Raw genomic sequence first — 17,755 nt, 5'->3', positions numbered from 1 at the left:
ATACAGAAATATCCAGCGTTTTGCATTGCGGGTTCGGCTAGAAATAGCTAACATACTTTCATGACAGGTGCAAGTACAACTTTTGGTGATGAACCAACTATGAGCATACAACTAGAAAAATCAAGTCAGAAGTATTATCATAATTTTTACACAACTCTTATTCAACGCAGGCGGAGGCGTCACATCGCCGCTCCCCCTGCCATTTTTCCTTTTATGGGGGAAGGAGCGTGATTCATGGGCCAAGAAGCATTGTGGACAAAACACTTTGCCAGCCTTTTTATTTGCAATTTTTTCTTGTTTGCCAACTATTATTTTCTTTTGGTCACCATGCCGATTTACGCCATTCATGACTTGCACGTCGAGGAATCGCTGTCAGGGCTTGTGTCGGCTGTTTTTTTGGCGGCGGCCATTATCGTCCGTTTTGCCGCCAACCAGTTTGTCGAACGCTACGGGAAGCGATTGATGCTGAGATGGTCTCTTCTTCTTTTCATTACATCTTCCGTATTGTACCTATTTTCCCACAGCCTGCTCAGTTTGCTTGCCATCCGCTTTTTGCACGGCTTAGGGTTCGGCATTGCCACGATGGTAGGCGGAGCGCTCGTCGCTGATATCGTTCCATCGACACGGCAAGGGGAAGGAATGGGCTATTTTGTTTTGTCCTCCAATCTCGCTATGGTGGCTGGGCCGTTTTTCGGCCTCTTTTCTCTTGAACGCCTTGGGGCGTTTTGGATGCTGATCATTGCGCTTGTATGCACCGTCGCTTCTTTCCTTTCTGCGCTGTCTATCCGTTCGGCAACGCCGCAGGCGAAGCAGTCATCTTCGAAACTGCGAATCCAGCTGTCGCTGAAGCAGATGATCGAGCCTTCCGTGCTACCGCTGGCGTTCATCGGTGCATTGTTCGCTTTGACGTACGCGCCCGTGCTGTCGTTTGTGTCGGTCTACGCCAAATCGCTTCATCTTGGGGAAAGCAGCAATCTCTTTTTCGTGATTTATGCTGCGGTGCTGCTTGTTTCCCGTCCGTTTACCGGGAGATGGTTTGACGCACACGGACCGAAGGCGCTTATTGTATTTTGCACATCTTCATTTGCCGTCGGGCTGTTTTTGTTAAGCATAGCGAAAACGACAGGAATCTTTTTATTAAGTGCAGCTTTGATCGGAATGGGCTGGGGCAATTTGTTTCCGGTTTTGCAGACGATGGCGATTCAATCAGGCTCTTTGTCGCGCAGTTCTTCTTCCCTCGGCACGTTTTTATCGTTTTTTGACGTTGGCATCAGCGCCGGCTCTTTTCTCACCGGCGTGCTGATGGCCTCAATCGGATTCCGACCGCTTTACGCCGGAGATGCATTGTTTCTGCTCGCTGTTTTTGCCCTTTATTTCGCCATGATCGAAAAACGACGAAAACACAAACACCGCCACGCCCAACAACAGCAACGCGCCTGACCATACGACGGTTGCCGCCTGCCGCGAAGTATGGTACATTCAAAATGCAGACTGTACGGAAAGGAAGAAGAGGATGAAACAACTGACATGGATCGCCACATGCATGTTGTCGCTCAGCGTTCTGCTCTCAAGCTGCACCGATGACGGCGTTCAGGAACAAAGCCACTCGCAGATGACGAAAACCGCCACCGGCGATATTCGCGAAACAACAAAATCGATCGAGCATTTGCCAAGCTTTTTGAGCGCGTTTGAAGAAGAGATGGCGGTCTTGTACCAGCAGGCGGCCGAACACCGCGAGCTGCTTGAGAATATCCCTTGCTATTGCGGCTGCGGGCAATCAGCTGGCCATAAGAACAATTACGACTGCTTCGTCTATGAAAATAAACAAGACGGCTCGGTCGTCTGGGATGATCATGCGACCAAATGCGGCGTCTGCTTGGAGATCGCCGCCGAATCGATCGCCGCTTACGATCAAGGGAAATCGATCAAAGACATTCGGCATATGATCGATGAAAAATATAAAGAAGGCTACGCCGAACCGACGCCGACCAAACCGCTCTAATACCAGCAAAAAAAGCGCCAAACTTAGCGCTTTTTTTTTTTCGTTCAGCCGATGCCCTAGGCCAAAACGACATTGATCCTGTAAAATCAACTCTTTGTTCACGGCGAACTCGATCGCTTGGCGAACAATGACCATTCTCCACCAACCTTCCAGCCCTCTGCCCTGCCTAGGAGCGTCAGTGGCGGCTGAGCGCCGCGTACAAATCGTGCAACGTATCGATGCCGCGCCCGTGAAGCTCCTTAAGCAAAATCGCCCATAGCTTCGTCATCGCTTCGACATCGCCGTCGGCCGTATGGCGGCGCGGGCAACGGATGCCGTAACAAGCTAACGCATCGTCAAACGTCGGGCACGAATGGCCGATCAGCGTCATCATCGGCTGCAAGTCAAGAAATCGTCCGCTCCATTTTTGCCGATAATGACGCCAAAGGGCATGGCGCAAAAACGCCAAATCATGACCGATATGATAGCCAATTAAGACGCCGGCGGCAATAAACGGCACAAACGTGCGCAGCGCCTCGGCAAGCGGCGGAGCGAACACCACATCCTTCGCCTCAATGCCGGTCAAGGCGGAAATATGTTCCGGAATCGGCTTTTCCGGCTTGACGAGCGTCATGTACGCATCGGTCACGACTCCTCCAACCGTTTTCGCCGCCGCCATGGCCAAAATTTCATCGCCTTGCTCCGGGGAAAAGCCGGTCGTTTCCATATCGATGATGACAAACGGGATGTCAGTCAAACGGTCATGCCAATCGATGATGTGCTGTTTTTCCTTTTGCAGCGAGCGAAGCCATGTTTCCTGTTGCAGCGAATGGTCATGCCCAAATAAGGCGGATGATGCCTCGCGCGGAACGCCGAGCGACAACAAGCGGAGCGCCCGCTGCCAAAAACGGTGCCGCTCATGCATGAATGTTAGCCACCCGCCGGGCGACAAAGCGCTGCAACCGTTTTGCGGTGCGCATCGCTTGCTTCAGCTGCTTTTGCTCTGTCCGCTCAAGCGTCCGCCATAACACATATTCACGCCCGTCCCCCGCCTCGGTGCTGTACTTAAGACGAATCGAATAGTAAACAGACAGCGCCTCGCAAACGGCGGCGGAAAGCGGCGCCGTCAATACGCCAGCCGCCTCAAGCGTCCGTCGCCGCTCAGCCGTGTCCGCCGCCGGGACGCGCGCAAAACAGGCCAACCATTTTAAGGCATTGGTGAGCTGCACGTAGCCGCTTTGTTTCATATGAACGGCCCCGCTGTGCGGCCCCCATCGCTCCGTTTGCACGTTGCCCAGCCAACCGAGCGGAACCGGAGGAAATTGAACGTGCTCCCCCATGCGCGCCAACAGCGGCGGCCGTTTGGCCACCGCCGAAAACAGCATCCTCCTGCCCTCCTCAGCCAATTCCGTCTCGCCATAAAGCGGACGCATATCCATCGCGATCAACAAAAAGCGAATGTCGTTCGGCCACCCGCTGTCTAAATAGGAAGAAAGTTGTTGCTCCCAACCGCGGACCGACTGCGCCCACCGCTTGTTCGTCGCCATCACGTAACCGGAGCAGTAGGGATACCCAGCCTCATGCAACATGTCCACCCCAACCGCCGCCATATGGCGGATGAATTCATAACAAGCCGCCTCCTCTTCCTCAGGACAGTCGAATAAAATGCCGTGGTCCTGGTCCGTCCAAATCGTCGGCTCCCGTCGGCCGATGCTTCCCATCACATACCAGCACCACGCCGGGGGACGAATGCCGACCGACCGTTTCATCGTCTCCCGCTCCGCAAGGAAAAACGCGCGGCGAAGGATGGCTTCATGCACGCAAACGACGTCGCCTGCAAGCTGCTTCATTTGTTCAGATGCTAGACAGCGCCGCAGTTCGCGCGCCAGTTCATCATGACAAAAACGAAGTTCGGCGGCCGACTCGGCTTGGTTGAGCCGCTCGACCACCTTTGCCGCCAACGATTCCATCACCTTTCCCCTCCTGGCTACTGCTGGGCGAGGGTCTTGGGCTGATACGCCGGATCGAGCTGTTCCGGATAGCCATAAGAACCGTGCTCGCTAATATCAAGACCTGAAATTTCTTGTTCCGCCGTGACACGCAGCCCGATCGTTTTCTTCAGGGCATATAAGATGACAAACGAAACAGCAGCGACATACACCGCAGCGCCGAGCACCCCGACCGTTTGCACAATCAGCTGATCAAATCCGCCGCCGTAAAACAGTCCAGCCTTCCCGATGCCCGTGATCTCGACTAAACGCGGCGAGGCGAAAAACCCAGTTGAAATCGTGCCAATAATGCCAGCGACACCATGGACGGAAAAAGCATAAATCGGATCGTCAATCCCTTTGCGTTCAAAGTAGATGGATGTCCAGAACGTAAACGACCCCGCCACTGCACCGATCACAACCGCCGCCCACGGTTCGACGAACGCGCACGCGGCGGTAATGGCAACCAAAGCCGCGAGCACGCCGTTGACCATCGCTGGAATGTCCGCTTTGCCGACCAAAATTTTCGCCGTCACAATCGCGGCGATCGCTCCCGCCGCGGCGGCCAAATTCGTCGTCAGCGCGACATAGCCGAAAAATCCGTCGCCAACCGCCATCGTGCTGCCAGCGTTAAAGCCGAACCAGCCGATCCATAAAATCAATCCGCCAATGACCGTATATACTTGGTTATGCCCAGGAATGACGTTTGGAGTCTTATCTTTATTGAACTTGCCGATGCGCGGCCCGAGCAAAATGGTAGCCACGAGCGCCGCAATCGCGCCTTGCAAGTGGACAACGGTCGAACCAGCGAAATCTTGCATTCCCATTTTCCCAAGCCAGCCGCCGCCCCACACCCAATGGCCGATCACCGGGTAAATGGCGATCGTAAAAATCGTGCCAAAAAGAAAATAAACAGACAGTTTCGCCCGCTCAGCGAAGCCGCCCCAAGCGATGGCCAGCGACACGCCGGCAAAGCCGAGCTGGAATAAAAATTTGAGCTCGAGCGGCACATTCGCCCACGACAACGAGTCAAACGTTCCTTTTCCTTCTTTTAAAAACCATCCTTCCGTCCCGATGAAGCTATTCCCAGCCCCAAACGTAATCGCAAAGCCGAACGCCCAAAACGCCAATGAGGCGATGGCAAAGCTTAAAATTTGTTTGCCAGCCACATGCCCGGAGTTTTTCATGCGCGTTGATCCAGCCTCAAGCAAAGCAAACCCTGCCTGCATACCGATGACGAGCACCGCCGAAAGCATGACCCAGAGGGCATCCAGCCCAAGCGTCAACGTTTTTTCATCCATTTACGCATCCCCCTTTTTGTTATTTATCATTCCTTTTATATGTCATAATATATAACACAAATACACCAAAAGCAATGTCTGTTTTTGGTTGTAATCGGTTTCATTCACAAAAAACTTGTTAAATTTCCTGACAAAAAGAGAATGCCCTTCATCACGAAGGGCATTCCTCACAGTGTTACGCCACGCGAATCGGCTTGCCAAACGGCACGCGCGGCATATAATCGTCCGGCACAAGCCAAAACACTTCATAGTCGACTTCGAGTTCTTCATAAAAATAGCCGGTTACATCGGTGATGTAAAACAACGTATCGATTTTTTGCGCAGCGGCCCATTCCAGCACTTCGGTGTACGACGATTTCCCGTGCTTGAAATATTGAATCGTCGCCACGCCAACCGGAGATACATCGCGAATTTTAAAATCCGCTTGGACGAGCAGCGTGTCCGGGCGCAGCTTTTCAAACAGCTTCACAATGTTTTGAATGAGCATTGGCCGCTCCGGACGGTTTGATGTGTCGATCGCCAACGCGATGGAATGGTCTTTCCGCTCTTTGAGCAACGCCAATAAAGCCCGCTGCCATCTCACGATGATCATCCCCCTTATATCGGTGAATCGCCGTGCGCACTACTAGTATAGACGACGATGGGGGAAAGTACGAACTGTTTTTCTTTCCTTTTTCCCCTCCCGTTTCACAAACATCAACCAAAACGCCAAGGAACAGCTCCTTGACGTTTCTTACTCCCGCGGAGAAAGGGGGGAGTCTGAGCCATTTTTGTGTTCGATCGTGGCCTCGATGGTTCCCTCCGCGTACATATCGCTCACTTGTTCATGTGTTTCAGCCAATGCTGAACCAAGAAACGAAGCTGCCTCATCATTCGACGGGACATACTGCTGTAAAGCCATCTCAAGCGATTGTTTGTTTTCCGCCATCTGTATTCCTCCTTGTTCATGCCGTTCATTATATTAATGTAGAACAGGGGGGAAATAAAAAGAGGAAGTTTATGGATCATGTATGTATACATCAAGACAAACGCGGCAAACTAACGATAAACAAATGGAAAGAGAGGATGATGGCTAATGAGACATCCAAAGCAAAACAACAGCCCTGAACAACAAGAAAAAAAACAACAACCGGACAAAGACAGGGAAAAACAGCCGGGATACGGCGATAAAAAATTGGAAGGACCAAACCATCCAGCAGAATAAAGGCGGCGAATCCCAATGAGACATTTGCTTGCGTTAGTGCTGAAATATTTGCTGACCGCCACGGTGATGTTTGCCATTTTACCGCTGTTTTTGCGCATTTCATCGGCAGAGATTTTATGGTTTAGCCTTTGGCTGACGCTTGTCGCCTATGCGCTCGGCGACTTGTACGTTCTGCGGCGCCTTGGCAACGTCTCAGCGACGATCGCCGATTTTGGGCTTGTGTTTGTAGCGGTATGGATCGGCATCGGCGCGTTTTATGACATCGCCGGCGCCGCCATATTAAGCGCGGCGTTTTTTTCCGCCCTGCTTGCGGCGATGGGGGAATTGCTGTTTCACGCCTATGTGCTGCGATTTGTCACTGTCGAGCACGGTGAAAAAGACGCCCCGCTCATCGGCCGCCAATGGCAAACGGAGGCGGCGGAAGAGTTTGACGTCCGCGCCGCCCGTCCGGATGACAAAGATCGTGAACGAGCGGAACAAGAAAATGATCGGTACGGTCAAGAGCCTCCTCATCCCCCTATTCTATAAAGAAAATGGAGGCTGCACAGCCGGGATGCCGGCCGCTTCAGTTGACAGTCCGTCCTCCTCCCGTTCAAAACCAAACGGATGGCAAGTGAAAAAAACGGGTGTCTTCTCGTTCGCTAGACACCCGTTTCGCATGAGGCTCTTTGATTTTCTGGCGCTTTCTTCTACAGCCATGGACGGATCCATCGACCGCTTGGCCGCAAGCCGAAACAGGGCAATCTCCTATCCGCCCTTATTGCTCCGGTCGTTTCAGCGCAAGCAGCGTCTGTTTCAATTCCGCTTCCATCGCCGCCAGCTCGCGTTCGGCCTGCTGCCGTTTTAAGCGGCCTTCCGCTTGGATTTTCAACGTTTCTTCGAGCGTAGCGATCAAATTTTCTTGTGTTCGCTTCAACGTTTCGATATCAACCAAGCCACGCTCGTTTTCCTTGGCGATTTCGATGCTGTTTGTTTTTAACATCTCCGAATTGCGCAATAACAGCTCATTCGTCGTTTCGGCGACCTGCTTTTGCGCCGCAGCCGCCCTTTGCTGCCGAAACAGCGTCAAAGCAATCACGACTTGATTTTTCCAAAGAGGGATGGCATGCAAAATCGACGATTGAATCCGCTCGACAAGCGTTTCGTTCATATGCTGAATCATGCGGATTTGGGGCGCAGTCTGGATCGTCACTTGCCGGCTGAGCTTTAGGTCATGCACCCGCTTCTCAAGCCGCTCGGCAAACTGCCGCAAATCCTGTACATCCTGCCATGCCATTTGGTCGCCGGAGCGCTCCGCTTCCGCTTGCTTTTCTGGAATCGTCTTCGTCCGCAGCTCTTCGAGTTTGTATTCCGCTGCCGCAATATAAATATTGAGCGCTTCAAAATAGTCTTTGTTTTTTTCATAGAGCGTCTCAAGCATCATGATGTCGCGAAGCAACAAATGCCGGTGCTTCTCAAGCCGATCAGCGATTTTGTCAATTTCAACGCCGATTTTTTGGTATTTCGCCACCATCTCTTGCAGCGGCTTGGCCACTGCGCCGAACAAGCGGGACAGCCACCCTTTTTTCGCCGGCATTAGGTCATCGGGGTTGACCTCCTTAATTTTGGCCATCAGTTCGCTGATCACTTCGCCGACCGGCCCAGCGTCTTTCGTTTGCACATGATGCAAAATCGCATGAGAAAACTTCGACAGCTCGGCTTGCGCCGCCACACCGTATTGCAAGACGGCCTGATGGTTGGCCGGGTCGATTTGTTTGGCGAGCGCAAGCGCTTTTTCCCGATGCTCAGGCTTCAACGCATCAAGCGCGCGCGCCGGCTTTTCTTCCTCCTTGAGCCGCGGTTCGGCCGGCGAAGAAAACGGCTTTGCAAGCAGCTCATCAAGGGAACTTGTCCGTTCCAGCCCTTGCAGCCAATCCGTCGATTCCATCCCGTGATTCCGTTCGTCCATCGTCATTCTCCTTTCTTTGACAGCGGCAGACGAAGCCCATCCGATTGTCGGAGCGATCGCTCGAGCCATTTCGCTTCCGTTTGCAGCGACCAGATGTCGTTCGATAACACCTCAAGCAACTGCCGTTCAGCCGCTGAAGTCAGCTCGTCAAGCACTCTTTCCGTCTCCTGCAACGCTTTTGCCATATCGGCGCTTTGCACCGGCTGTTGCGCCAAATAAACGTATTTCTCCACCATCTCCACCGCCGTCGGCCATTCGTTTAAGAAAAATGGCTGGGCGAGGCGCAGTTGATGTGGTTGTTGCTCGATGGCGCGAATGATTCGATCGACGATGGCACTCAACCGGGAAACCGTTTGCCACATCACCACAGAACGAAGCCGATAGCGAGCGCGACGCAGCCGCTTCCATAACGCGCGCGCTTCGCCAAGCTGGCTGCGAACGTAGACAAGCTCCTCAGCGGACACATCAGCCGGCAGGCGATGATGCCGCCTTTTCATGATGGCGGACACCCCCCACATCGCCCCCATTCCGGATAAAATCGAAGGCCAAAAGCGAAAATCAGCAGCGATGAATACGATCACCGCGACGATGACCCCTGCGTTCCATGAGACAAACCAACGCCATATCGTACGAAGCAGCTGCTTCATGGTCCCTCTCCTTCTTTAATCTTTTCTTTCATTATAGCATGTCCATTCCATGATACGTACAAGCGCCCAAAGAAGTTTCATCGCCAACTGGACGGCGCGCATAGGACAATGGCCGTTTCGAATAGGCTATAGTAACAGGGCCATCGAAAGGGGAATCGGGATGAAAGCGATCAATTGGCAGCTTGTCTCCTTTGTCGCGATCTCGCTGTTGAAAGAATATTGGTGCTATGCCGGACTGCCGCGCGTCTACTATTGGCAGGCGGCGGATGATGACAAAAAAACTGCCTAACAGCAGAAGGAGGGAACACGATGCAGCCTTGGCACCGCCCCACACCGCCAACCGCCTCCCGCGCCGCACTGACCGTCACCGGCCAAGGGACAGTCAGCGCCAAGCCAGACACCGTCCTCATTGCGATCGGGGTGCGCACCGAACACGTCCATATTCAAGAAGCGCTTGCTGACAACGCGAAACGCACCGACGCAGTCATTGGAGCACTCAAGGCGCTTGGCGTGCAAACAGAAGATTTGGAGACGACGGCGTTTTCCATCTATCCCCAATACGAACATCACAATGGAGCCGACGTATTATCCAGCTATAGAGTCGAACATTGGCTTGAAATCACCGTCCGCGACCCTAAAAAAGCCGGCGCCATTTACGAGGCGGCCGTTGCCCATGGAGCAAACCTCGCCCGCGGCTTGGAATTCCGTCTAGCAAACGAACAAGCCCATTACCAGCAGGCATTGGCGTTGGCCGTGAAAAACGCCAAAGAAAAAGCGCTGGCCATCGCCCGCGCTCTCAGCTTGCCTCTTTATGACACGCCGATTGAACTGAAAGAACAGTCATCGATCCGGCCGTCGCCATACGGTCCGGCTGTTCTCAGCGTTTCCTCATCAGCGCCGCCTGTGCAGACGCAAGATGTTGTCATTACCGCCGTCGTGGAAGCGGTATTTGCTTATTCGTTCATTTCGTGATATCGACTTCATGGACGCGGGCGCCGCCAAACAGCTCGACGCGGACGGTTTTCTTTTTCCCATTCGAATGGACGACGGTTACAGCGTACGCGCCCGGCAAATACGGGCCGATTTTTTTGACAAATGGGTCTTTCGTCGCCTCCTCTTCCGTTTTCACCCCATTGACGACAAGCAACGCCTCCGGATCATCGACGCGCACATGGAGAAAATAGAGGGCTGGCTCAAACACATACCGGTCCTCAAACACGTGAATCGTAAACACCGGCGGGTGAGATGTCAATCCTTTAATATACACGTGGCCGCTCTTGCGCTGGCGGGCAAACTCCCGATCTAGCTGTTCATACGCTTCTGGGTGCCGTTCCACATACGCGAACAACGGCGCCAACGTTTTCTCGTTGATCGGCACGCTTTCCTCCGTCACCCGCAGCATCGCCTGCAAAGCGGCCACATCGCGGTCTTCGATCGCATCTTTTAAGCGCATAATCGCCATTTCTCGGCTCGCGGCCGTCTTCAACGCCCCATACCCGCTCCAAAGAAGCGTGCTCGCCCCCCACAGAACGACGATGGCGACAAGCAGCCAGCCGATGAGACGGTATTGCTTTTTTCTCCTCTTTTCCCGAGACAAAACGCGCGCCTGCTGCCTCTTTTCGCTGCGCGCCAACGCCGCGGCGCCGTTCTGACCGCCGCGGCTTCCCGTTCCCCCCTCAATGGCATCCGGTTCGAACACGCGCGGTTTCATGAGCGCTTCCCCTCTCCTTCTCGCTGTCTAGTTCCACTTTATGTCAGAGACAGGGAATATATGTTACACGAACAACGGTGCGCTTTTTATTATACCCGCCTGAGCGAAAAACGGATAGCCGTTTGCACCGCCCATTATCGCAAAAACGAAGCGTTCGGTCGCTCCATTCGCCGCCCGACTTGTTGAAACATCCAGGCGTATAAGGCCGCGCTTCCTAGCGCCAGCATCCCAAGGACAACGAACGTCCATGCATAGCCGATCCATTCCGCAGCGACGAGCGACAGCGGCGCCAACATCCGCCCGATCGTAAAACGGAGACTGGCGGCGGCAAAATATTGGCCGCGCATCACCTCCGGAGCCAAGCGGGAAATGAACGACTGCTGCAAGCCAGCTGTCATCAGCTCAGCCAGCGTAAACAGCGCCATGACCGCGATCAATCCGAGCAGCGAAGACGTTTGACTAAACAGCCACATCGAAATGCCGTATAAGAGGGATGAACCGACAAACGCCTGCCGCTCCGAGTAGCGAGACATCCAACGCGTCACAGCCACCGTGCATAGTGCGACCAACAGACCGTTTTCGGCAATGAGCCAACTAAAGGCGCTCGCGCCGTCAATCGTCCATCCTGCCAATGTTTCGGCTTCGACCGTTTCTTTTGTATATACCGGGATCAGCAAGTCAAGCTGTTTGACACTCCGCACGGCTAAAGCCGTGGGATTCTTGGGTCATTCGCGTCCTCATCCATTTCTGGTTCGGACCACGCCCAAGATCAGGGGTGTGTCATCACCCCGTCCCATCGGGTTAGAATGTACCCCGATGGGCGGCGCACCTGTGACCAGTGCGCTAGGTTAGGCGGCGAAGCCCGAAATTGCTTTGGCGATGTTGATGGCGCCATTTAAGTCGGCGTGGAGGGTGTATCCGCATTTTTTACACTGAAAGTGGATGCCATTGCGATTTCCCTTTTCCCGATGTCCACATTTACACGTTTGGCTCGTGTAGGTCGGCTTCACCCACTCGACCCGAATGCCTGCCATTTCCGCCTTATAGGCAATCATCGTTTGCAGTTGATGAAACGCCCAAGCATGAAGGCTTCGTCCTGCTTCTTTGGCCGATGTTGCCCGTTTCCGAATGCCCGTCAACTCTTCCATTCGAATCACGCCAACACCGTTGGCGAGCGCAAAATTCACGATTTGACGGCTGATTTTGTGATTTTGATCCTTCATCCAGCGGGACTCTTTACGGCCGATTTTGCGAATCATATGGAGCTTCTTGGCTTTTCCTAATCTCCTTCGCAAAGCCGCATATCGTCGGCGTACAAAGGCGCATTGGTTCCCTTTGAAAAACCACGATTTCGTTCCCACGCTGGCAACAGCGAGATAGCGAAGTCCAAGGTCAACCCCCATCACCTTTGTTTCGTGTCGCGGCTTGACTTCAAAGGTGATCGCGATCGCCAAGCACCATTTCTTTCTCTTTTTGTAGAGCTTGGCCGCCCCTTGTTTGGCGGTTCCGTTCAACAATCGATTCAGCCATGCTTCTTGATAGGGACGCGTGACCACCGGCACACCGACTCGCTTCTCTAATGTTGGGAATGAAACGGTGTAGAACTCTCCTTTCTTTTCCACCTTCACGTTTTGATTGTTAAAGCAACACCATAATGTTCGAAACCTCTTTGTTTTCTGGTTTTTCTTTTGGGACTTCACTTCTCGAATCGTTTGATTCACGACGGCGGAAGGAAATCGTTGTGACGAAAACGCTTTAAAAATTTTACTCGTCGCTTGATTCAGTTCTGGATGATCCAACAGCCAATTCGCAAACTCTGTGTTCACTTCTGTCATCCGTTCATACATTTCCTGTTTGACTTTCGTTGGGTTGTGCAGTTCCAGCCTTAGCGTGATCGTCGGCATGGATTCACCCCCTTTTCTTTTGAGATTCCACATAGCGTTTGATGATTTCACTTGATCCATTCCCTGCTGTACTCACGAAGAAAGAGCGTGTCCAAAGACTTGGCAGATGAGACAAGTGTTGAAATTCTTCCCTTCATCGTCGGGAAGTCACTCCTTTCACTTTTGTCATCATATCTGATGGAGAATCAGAAGGGAGGCCATTCAAGAACAAATGACAATGATCAGGCATCACTTCCATAGCAAGAAAGCAAGAATAATCCAATCATTCTCTTGGCAAATTTCTTCTACTAACTGCCTGAATCGCTCTTCCACTTTGTTCACTAACACTTTTCTTCGATAACGCGGGCAAAAAACAAAATGGTAGTTAATTAAAGATACAGTTGTTTTCGTTCTTCGATATTTTTGTTCCATATTATTAATTGTATCAGTTTAATGGTCATACTCAAACAATTAAAGATAAAAAATGGTTGCTCTAAGCAATCCCATGAAGAGATTACCGAGCAACGCCGTCTTTCATCCCACGATTCAAACCGTGGGCTTTCAGACGGCATTTTCTGTAAAACTAAGAAATCCAACAAACGGCGACGACCACCACGGGGAGCTGGCCAAGGCGAAAACGAAAAACGCCGCCCCCTGTCCGTAGGCGGATAACACCATCATCCGCTTGCGTCCGAATACATCAGCACAATAGCCGCCCATTAAATTGGTGATGACCGAGAACAACTGCGAAACAATCAACAACAACCCCGCTGTCTCTTTGCCAAAGGCATCGGCAAAATAAATCGATATAAACGGAAAAAACATCCAAAAGGTCGTATTCATGAGCGCCTCGCCAAACAGGCGCACTTTTAGGTTGCGGTCCCAATCGCGTATTCGCATCCGCTGTCCCCCTAATCTTTCGTCTTTCGAATTTCTTTGGAAATTATATCATATTTTGATAGGGGATCGGAGAAATATTTTTCAAATAAAAAAGGGCTGAACCAAAAGGGTGTTTTTCCTTAAACGAAACACAACATATTGTTTCATGACTATATAAAAAAGGTGTCCCGATCCTTTTGGGACACCCTCGACTTGCATTTCGTTTGTCTCTTACTTGCGGATGAATTGCTGTGTCCAAATATATCCATTTTCTTCAAAACCAACGCCGATATGCGTAAAGTTTTTGTTCAAAATGTTTGCCCGATGGCCTTCACTGTTCATCCACGCATTGACCACTTCTTGCGGGGTGCGTTGGCCTTTGGCAATGTTTTCCCCGGCAGCCGTGTACGAGATGCCGAATTTTTTCATCATCTCAAATGGAGAACCGTACGTCGGGCTGTTGTGCGAGAAGTAGTGGTTCACCGCCATATCGCGCGATTTTTCGCGGGCGACTTTGCTGAGGGCCAAGTCAACTTGAAGCGGCGGCAAGCCGTATTTTGCCCGCTCTTTATTCGTCAGTTCAACGACTTGTTGCTCATAGGCGTTTAAGCCAGTTGCTTTTTGCGGCGCTGCTGTTGGGGCCGTCGCTGGCGTTTTTGCCGATGCTTGCGTATTCGCAGCCGGTTTCGTCGCTGGCTGTTTGACCGTTGCCGGCGCCTGCGGTTTTGTCGTTGGCTGTTTTGCCGCCGGTTGTTGGGTTGCCGGTTTTACCGGTTGGAACGACACGAACGGGAAGTATTGTTGCAGCCATTTCTCAAAATCTTGAACGTTTGTGCTGACATATTTTACTTGATACGCATTCGCTGTCGGACACGTCGTCCCAGCTGCTTCCGTTTTCGTTGCCGCGAACGAAGCGCCGGCGAGTGCGACCGAAGCTGCGATTGTTGCTACCATTTTTTTCTTCATCGGAATTCCTCCTTGTATCCTCTATTTGAAAGTTTCAGAGATATTGCGTCCGTCAGTCATGCCTACACGATGAGATTCGAAGAGGAACGGTTTCGTTGTTCCCTTGCCTTCGCCCTCATTATAACACGGGTTTTTTGTAATATTTTTGGGCTAAAATGGAAAAAAACGCAGGCTGGCAACACCCGGAAAAACAAGCGCTTGTTTTCATTGCCAGTTGGCTGCCCATCACGGCAGTTGCAACGATTGGAAGCGGCATCCTTTCACTAACTGCCCTTCCTTTTTCCCCTCTATTATTCTAGCCACCCACATTTTTCTAGGAAAAAGGGAGTTGACAGCCTCTTTTTTGGACCATTTCGTTTAACAATTGTTACAGCTGTGTTACAAAACAGGGGAGATATTCACATTCTTGTTTTAAAAAAGAAGCTGGTGGCGATCAGCCCCAGCTTCTGTCATGATCTTTTTCGTTCCTAGTCGACAACGAGCACCGTTTGCACTTCATTCGGCTTCACCTCGACGGCAAACGTCCCGCATTCGTCCGCCGCGAGCGAGTCAAGCGGCTCCTCGTTGAGATTCGCGCGAAAAACGCCCGAAAACGGCTTGTTCCATTGGAACGCCGCCGTCGTTATCGTTGGCGTTGAATTGTAAAAGAGGAGCTTATCGGCATACAGCCGCACCCGTTCGACAAAGCGCATCGATCTCCATCCCCCACCGTCTCATCGTTTGCTACTATTTTAGCAAGAACGGATGGCGGTTGGCTATAGAGCGCCTCTTCTATTGCGATAGTTGATGCCCCTCAACCAACACCGGAATGCGTTCTTTATATTTCTCCACCCATCGGCGGTTATGTTCGTCCGCCCCCTCAATGTTGCCGCTTAAAAAGACGGGCGGCTCAAATCCATTTTCCACCATGAGGACAATCGCCTCGGCGAAAACGGCGTTTAAAATCGCGCTGCCGATCACGGTCGAAGTAGGGGCAAATGGAACGGAAACATTCGGATGAGCTAAAATCGCGTCTCCTCTCACACAATGATTGTCAATCACCAAGTCCACCACTTCATACAATAACCGACCGCTCTTATGCCGCGACGGTTGACTCTTCGAATATTCCAAAGATGTAATCGCGATCGTGTACGCCCCTTTCTCCTTTGCTGCCAACGCCACATCAATCGGAACCGGATTGCGCCCCGATGTGGACAAAACAAAAAACACATCTTCAGGACGGATATCCTCATGATTGATAAAATTTTGTGCCAAATCATTCATTCTCTCCAACATGGACGACCGCACCGCCCCTTCGTGAAGCATCAGCGGCTCGACAAAGATCGGTTTCACCGGAACAAGCCCTCCCGCCCGGTAAAACACTTCCTCCGTCAAAATATGGGAATGGCCGCATCCGAATAACTGAACGATTCCGCCGTTTTGAATCGCTTCGCTTACCATATGGGCGGCCTTTTTTAGATTGTCCTTTTCATGGCTTAAAACGAGTTCCAGATGTTCATTGATTTTTTGGAAATATTGATTGATCATCGGCCATTCGCCCCTTAAGCGCTTGATTTCCTATCCCTAAACTAGATTTAGCCCGCCGCAGCCACGGTTAGACCCGCTCCTGCAGCCAAAAAAACGGCTTCCCCTATAAAGGAAGCCGTCCGTCGGTTCCATCGCATTCCTTGCTTTACTGCCCTGTATATCCGCCAACCGGGATATTGTCCTTCCGCGCCACCCCAGTGCGGTAAGCGGCTTCGATGACCGCTTGTCTGACGCGTTCAACGACTTTGCTGTTGAAGACGCTCGGGATGATGTATGTTTCGTTCAATTCATCCTCCGTCACGACAGAGGCAATCGCCTTCGCAGCGGCAAGCTTCATTTCCTCGTTAATTTCTCTCGCCCGGCAGTCGAGCGCCCCGCGGAAAATGCCCGGGAAGCAAAGGACGTTGTTAATTTGGTTCGGATAATCAGAACGTCCGGTCGCCATAACGCGCACGTACGGTTCGGCCAGCTCCGGATCAATTTCCGGAATCGGGTTGGCCATCGCAAACACGATCGGGTCGCGCGCCATTTTTTTCACATCTTCCACTTTTAAAATGCCGGGAGCTGAGACGCCAATAAACACATCTGCGCCGGCGATGACATCGGACAAGCTTCCTTTCAGATTATCCGGGTTCGTGATTTGCGCATATTCTTGCCAATACGGATTTTCATACGTTTCATCGCGATGGATGGCGCCGTGGCGGTCGACCCCGATAATGTTGCGTACGCCGGCCGCAAGCAAAATTTTCGTGCAGGCGATGCCAGCGGCGCCAATGCCGGTGAGAACCACTTTAATGTCCTCGAGCTTTTTGTCGACGATTTTCAACGCATTAAGCAACCCGGCCAAGAGCACGACCGCCGTGCCGTGTTGGTCGTCATGGAACACCGGGATGTCAAGCTCTTCCTTCAACCGCTTTTCAATCTCAAAGCAGCGCGGAGCGGAAATGTCTTCGAGATTAATGCCGCCAAACGCCGGAGCGATCGCTTTCACAATTTGGATGATCTCTTCCGTATCTTTCGTGTTCAAGCAAATCGGAAACGCGTCCACTCCGGCAAACTCCTTAAACAGCATCGCTTTCCCTTCCATGACCGGCATCGCCGCATACGGGCCGATGTCGCCCAGCCCGAGCACCGCGGTGCCGTCCGAGACGACGGCTACCGTATTCCGTTTAATCGTCAACGAATACGCCTTGCGCGGATCTTCAGCGATGGCCGTGCAGACGCGCGCCACGCCAGGCGTATACACCCGCGACAAGTCGTCCCGCGTTTTCACTGGGATTTTTGAATTTGTTTCAATTTTCCCCCCGATGTGCATCAAAAACGTGCGGTCGGAAACGTTGATGATTTTGACGCCGCGAATTTTTTTCAGCGCCTCAATGATCAAATCGCACTGCTTCGTGTCGAGCGCGCTGACGGTGATGTCGCGCACCGTATGGACTTTGCTTGATGAAATGACGTCAATCCCGACAATGTCCCCGCCCGCTTTGCCAATCGCGGCGGCGATATCACTGAATGAGACGATATCTTTTTCGAACTGGAGACGAATCGTAATGTTCATCGCTGCCCCGCCTGGTAATGCCATAACAATCGTCCTTCCTTTTCTCTATTTTTGTTTAAATCAGTAAATCATCTTACGGTACAAATGTTATCCTATGAACCGGAAAAAGACAACCCTTATTGTACACCCCCTTTCGGCAAACGCATGCATCTTTCCGCCGAA

General features: G+C 52.0%; 19 protein-coding genes and 3 pseudogenes. 6 read left to right on the top strand and 16 right to left on the bottom strand.

The annotated features are described in order from the left end of the window. The first annotated feature begins 234 nt into the window (after positions 1-234). Together ETR37_RS11360 and ETR37_RS11355 are read left to right on the top strand one after the other, a co-directional pair. Positions 235-1,440, top strand: coding sequence for an MFS transporter (locus ETR37_RS11360; RefSeq protein ID WP_013523552.1), 1,206 nt, complete (start codon positions 235-237; stop codon positions 1,438-1,440). A 73-nt stretch (positions 1,441-1,513) separates the two neighbouring features. Continuing rightward, positions 1,514-2,002, top strand: coding sequence for a PCYCGC motif-containing (lipo)protein (locus tag ETR37_RS11355; RefSeq protein WP_081212818.1), 489 nt, complete (start codon positions 1,514-1,516; stop codon positions 2,000-2,002). Positions 2,003-2,177: 175 nt separating this feature from the next. Here the strand turns inward: ETR37_RS11355 and ETR37_RS11350 are convergent, their stop codons facing one another. The 5 genes from ETR37_RS11350 to ETR37_RS11330 all read right to left on the bottom strand — a co-directional run bounded on the left by ETR37_RS11350 (position 2,178) and on the right by ETR37_RS11330 (position 6,198). Continuing rightward, the gene (locus tag ETR37_RS11350) at positions 2,178-2,906 is read right to left on the bottom strand and encodes a 3'-5' exonuclease (protein ID WP_033006931.1); all 729 of its coding nucleotides are present in this window, start codon (positions 2,904-2,906) and stop codon (positions 2,178-2,180) included. Next, positions 2,899-3,951: a DUF294 nucleotidyltransferase-like domain-containing protein gene (locus ETR37_RS11345; protein WP_015374638.1), complete on the bottom strand. Its 1,053-nt coding sequence runs from the start codon at positions 3,949-3,951 to the stop codon at positions 2,899-2,901. The genes ETR37_RS11350 and ETR37_RS11345 overlap by 8 nt, the downstream gene beginning before the upstream one ends. A 17-nt stretch (positions 3,952-3,968) precedes the next feature. Further along, positions 3,969-5,270 carry an ammonium transporter gene (locus ETR37_RS11340; protein ID WP_020756901.1) on the bottom strand — a complete coding sequence of 434 codons (1,302 nt, stop codon included), beginning with the start codon at positions 5,268-5,270 and terminating at the stop codon, positions 3,969-3,971. A gap of 175 nt (positions 5,271-5,445) precedes the next feature. Next, complete coding sequence (locus ETR37_RS11335) at positions 5,446-5,853, bottom strand: VWA-like domain-containing protein (protein ID WP_015374636.1); 408 nt, start codon at positions 5,851-5,853, stop codon at positions 5,446-5,448. Positions 5,854-6,003: 150 nt separating this feature from the next. Further along, positions 6,004-6,198 carry a YozQ family protein gene (locus ETR37_RS11330; protein ID WP_081132498.1) on the bottom strand — a complete coding sequence of 65 codons (195 nt, stop codon included), beginning with the start codon at positions 6,196-6,198 and terminating at the stop codon, positions 6,004-6,006. A gap of 147 nt (positions 6,199-6,345) precedes the next feature. Here ETR37_RS11330 and ETR37_RS20020 point away from each other — a divergent pair, with 147 nt between their 5' ends. Both ETR37_RS20020 and ETR37_RS11325 read left to right on the top strand, forming a co-directional pair. Beyond that, the gene (locus tag ETR37_RS20020) at positions 6,346-6,474 is read left to right on the top strand and encodes a hypothetical protein (RefSeq protein ID WP_255411657.1); all 129 of its coding nucleotides are present in this window, start codon (positions 6,346-6,348) and stop codon (positions 6,472-6,474) included. A gap of 15 nt (positions 6,475-6,489) precedes the next feature. Next, on the top strand, positions 6,490-7,002 hold the full coding sequence (locus tag ETR37_RS11325; protein ID WP_081132497.1) for a YndM family protein: 513 nt from the start codon (positions 6,490-6,492) through the stop codon (positions 7,000-7,002). Positions 7,003-7,231: 229 nt separating this feature from the next. Here ETR37_RS11325 and ETR37_RS11320 read toward each other — a convergent pair whose 3' ends face one another. Continuing rightward, on the bottom strand, positions 7,232-8,422 hold the full coding sequence (locus ETR37_RS11320; RefSeq protein ID WP_013145585.1) for a toxic anion resistance protein: 1,191 nt from the start codon (positions 8,420-8,422) through the stop codon (positions 7,232-7,234). Positions 8,423-8,424: 2 nt separating this feature from the next. Further along, complete coding sequence (locus tag ETR37_RS11315) at positions 8,425-9,069, bottom strand: 5-bromo-4-chloroindolyl phosphate hydrolysis family protein (RefSeq protein ID WP_013145586.1); 645 nt, start codon at positions 9,067-9,069, stop codon at positions 8,425-8,427. Positions 9,070-9,229: 160 nt separating this feature from the next. Between ETR37_RS11315 and ETR37_RS20015 the strand changes: the two genes are divergently transcribed. Both ETR37_RS20015 and ETR37_RS11310 read left to right on the top strand, forming a co-directional pair. Beyond that, positions 9,230-9,358 carry a hypothetical protein gene (locus ETR37_RS20015; protein WP_013145587.1) on the top strand — a complete coding sequence of 43 codons (129 nt, stop codon included), beginning with the start codon at positions 9,230-9,232 and terminating at the stop codon, positions 9,356-9,358. 20 nt (positions 9,359-9,378) lie between these two features. Beyond that, positions 9,379-10,041: an SIMPL domain-containing protein gene (locus tag ETR37_RS11310; protein WP_015374632.1), complete on the top strand. Its 663-nt coding sequence runs from the start codon at positions 9,379-9,381 to the stop codon at positions 10,039-10,041. Here ETR37_RS11310 and ETR37_RS11305 read toward each other — a convergent pair. The 9 genes and pseudogenes from ETR37_RS11305 to ETR37_RS11265 form a co-directional block, all read right to left on the bottom strand. After that, positions 10,031-10,780, bottom strand: a complete 750-nt coding sequence (locus tag ETR37_RS11305) for a zinc ribbon domain-containing protein (RefSeq protein ID WP_081212879.1) — start codon at positions 10,778-10,780, stop codon at positions 10,031-10,033. The genes ETR37_RS11310 and ETR37_RS11305 overlap by 11 nt on opposite strands. Before the next feature lie 134 nt (positions 10,781-10,914). After that, positions 10,915-11,469 (bottom strand): annotated as a pseudogene (locus ETR37_RS11300) (MFS transporter); the annotation flags it as partial. A 159-nt stretch (positions 11,470-11,628) separates the two neighbouring features. Next, positions 11,629-12,684: an RNA-guided endonuclease TnpB family protein gene (locus tag ETR37_RS11295; protein ID WP_033005928.1), complete on the bottom strand. Its 1,056-nt coding sequence runs from the start codon at positions 12,682-12,684 to the stop codon at positions 11,629-11,631. A 4-nt stretch (positions 12,685-12,688) separates the two neighbouring features. Next, positions 12,689-13,095 (bottom strand): annotated as a pseudogene (gene tnpA / locus ETR37_RS11290) (IS200/IS605 family transposase). Positions 13,096-13,239: 144 nt separating this feature from the next. After that, positions 13,240-13,563: pseudogene (locus tag ETR37_RS11285) on the bottom strand (MFS transporter); the annotation flags it as partial. A gap of 210 nt (positions 13,564-13,773) precedes the next feature. Further along, positions 13,774-14,508 carry a CAP domain-containing protein gene (locus tag ETR37_RS11280; RefSeq protein WP_129447280.1) on the bottom strand — a complete coding sequence of 245 codons (735 nt, stop codon included), beginning with the start codon at positions 14,506-14,508 and terminating at the stop codon, positions 13,774-13,776. Between the two features lie 467 nt (positions 14,509-14,975). Beyond that, positions 14,976-15,200, bottom strand: coding sequence for a glycosyl hydrolase-related protein (locus ETR37_RS11275; protein ID WP_129447279.1), 225 nt, complete (start codon positions 15,198-15,200; stop codon positions 14,976-14,978). Positions 15,201-15,279: 79 nt separating this feature from the next. Beyond that, on the bottom strand, positions 15,280-16,035 hold the full coding sequence (locus ETR37_RS11270) for an SIS domain-containing protein (protein WP_129447278.1): 756 nt from the start codon (positions 16,033-16,035) through the stop codon (positions 15,280-15,282). A 145-nt stretch (positions 16,036-16,180) separates the two neighbouring features. Then, positions 16,181-17,617, bottom strand: coding sequence for an NAD-dependent malic enzyme (locus ETR37_RS11265; protein WP_033025224.1), 1,437 nt, complete (start codon positions 17,615-17,617; stop codon positions 16,181-16,183). Positions 17,618-17,755 lie beyond the last annotated feature (138 nt).

Origin of the sequence: Geobacillus sp. PK12, assembly GCF_004123125.1 — a bacterium.
GTDB classification, from domain to species: Bacteria; Bacillota; Bacilli; order Bacillales; family Anoxybacillaceae; genus Geobacillus; species Geobacillus zalihae.
This window is presented reverse-complemented; position numbering and strand designations above follow the sequence as displayed.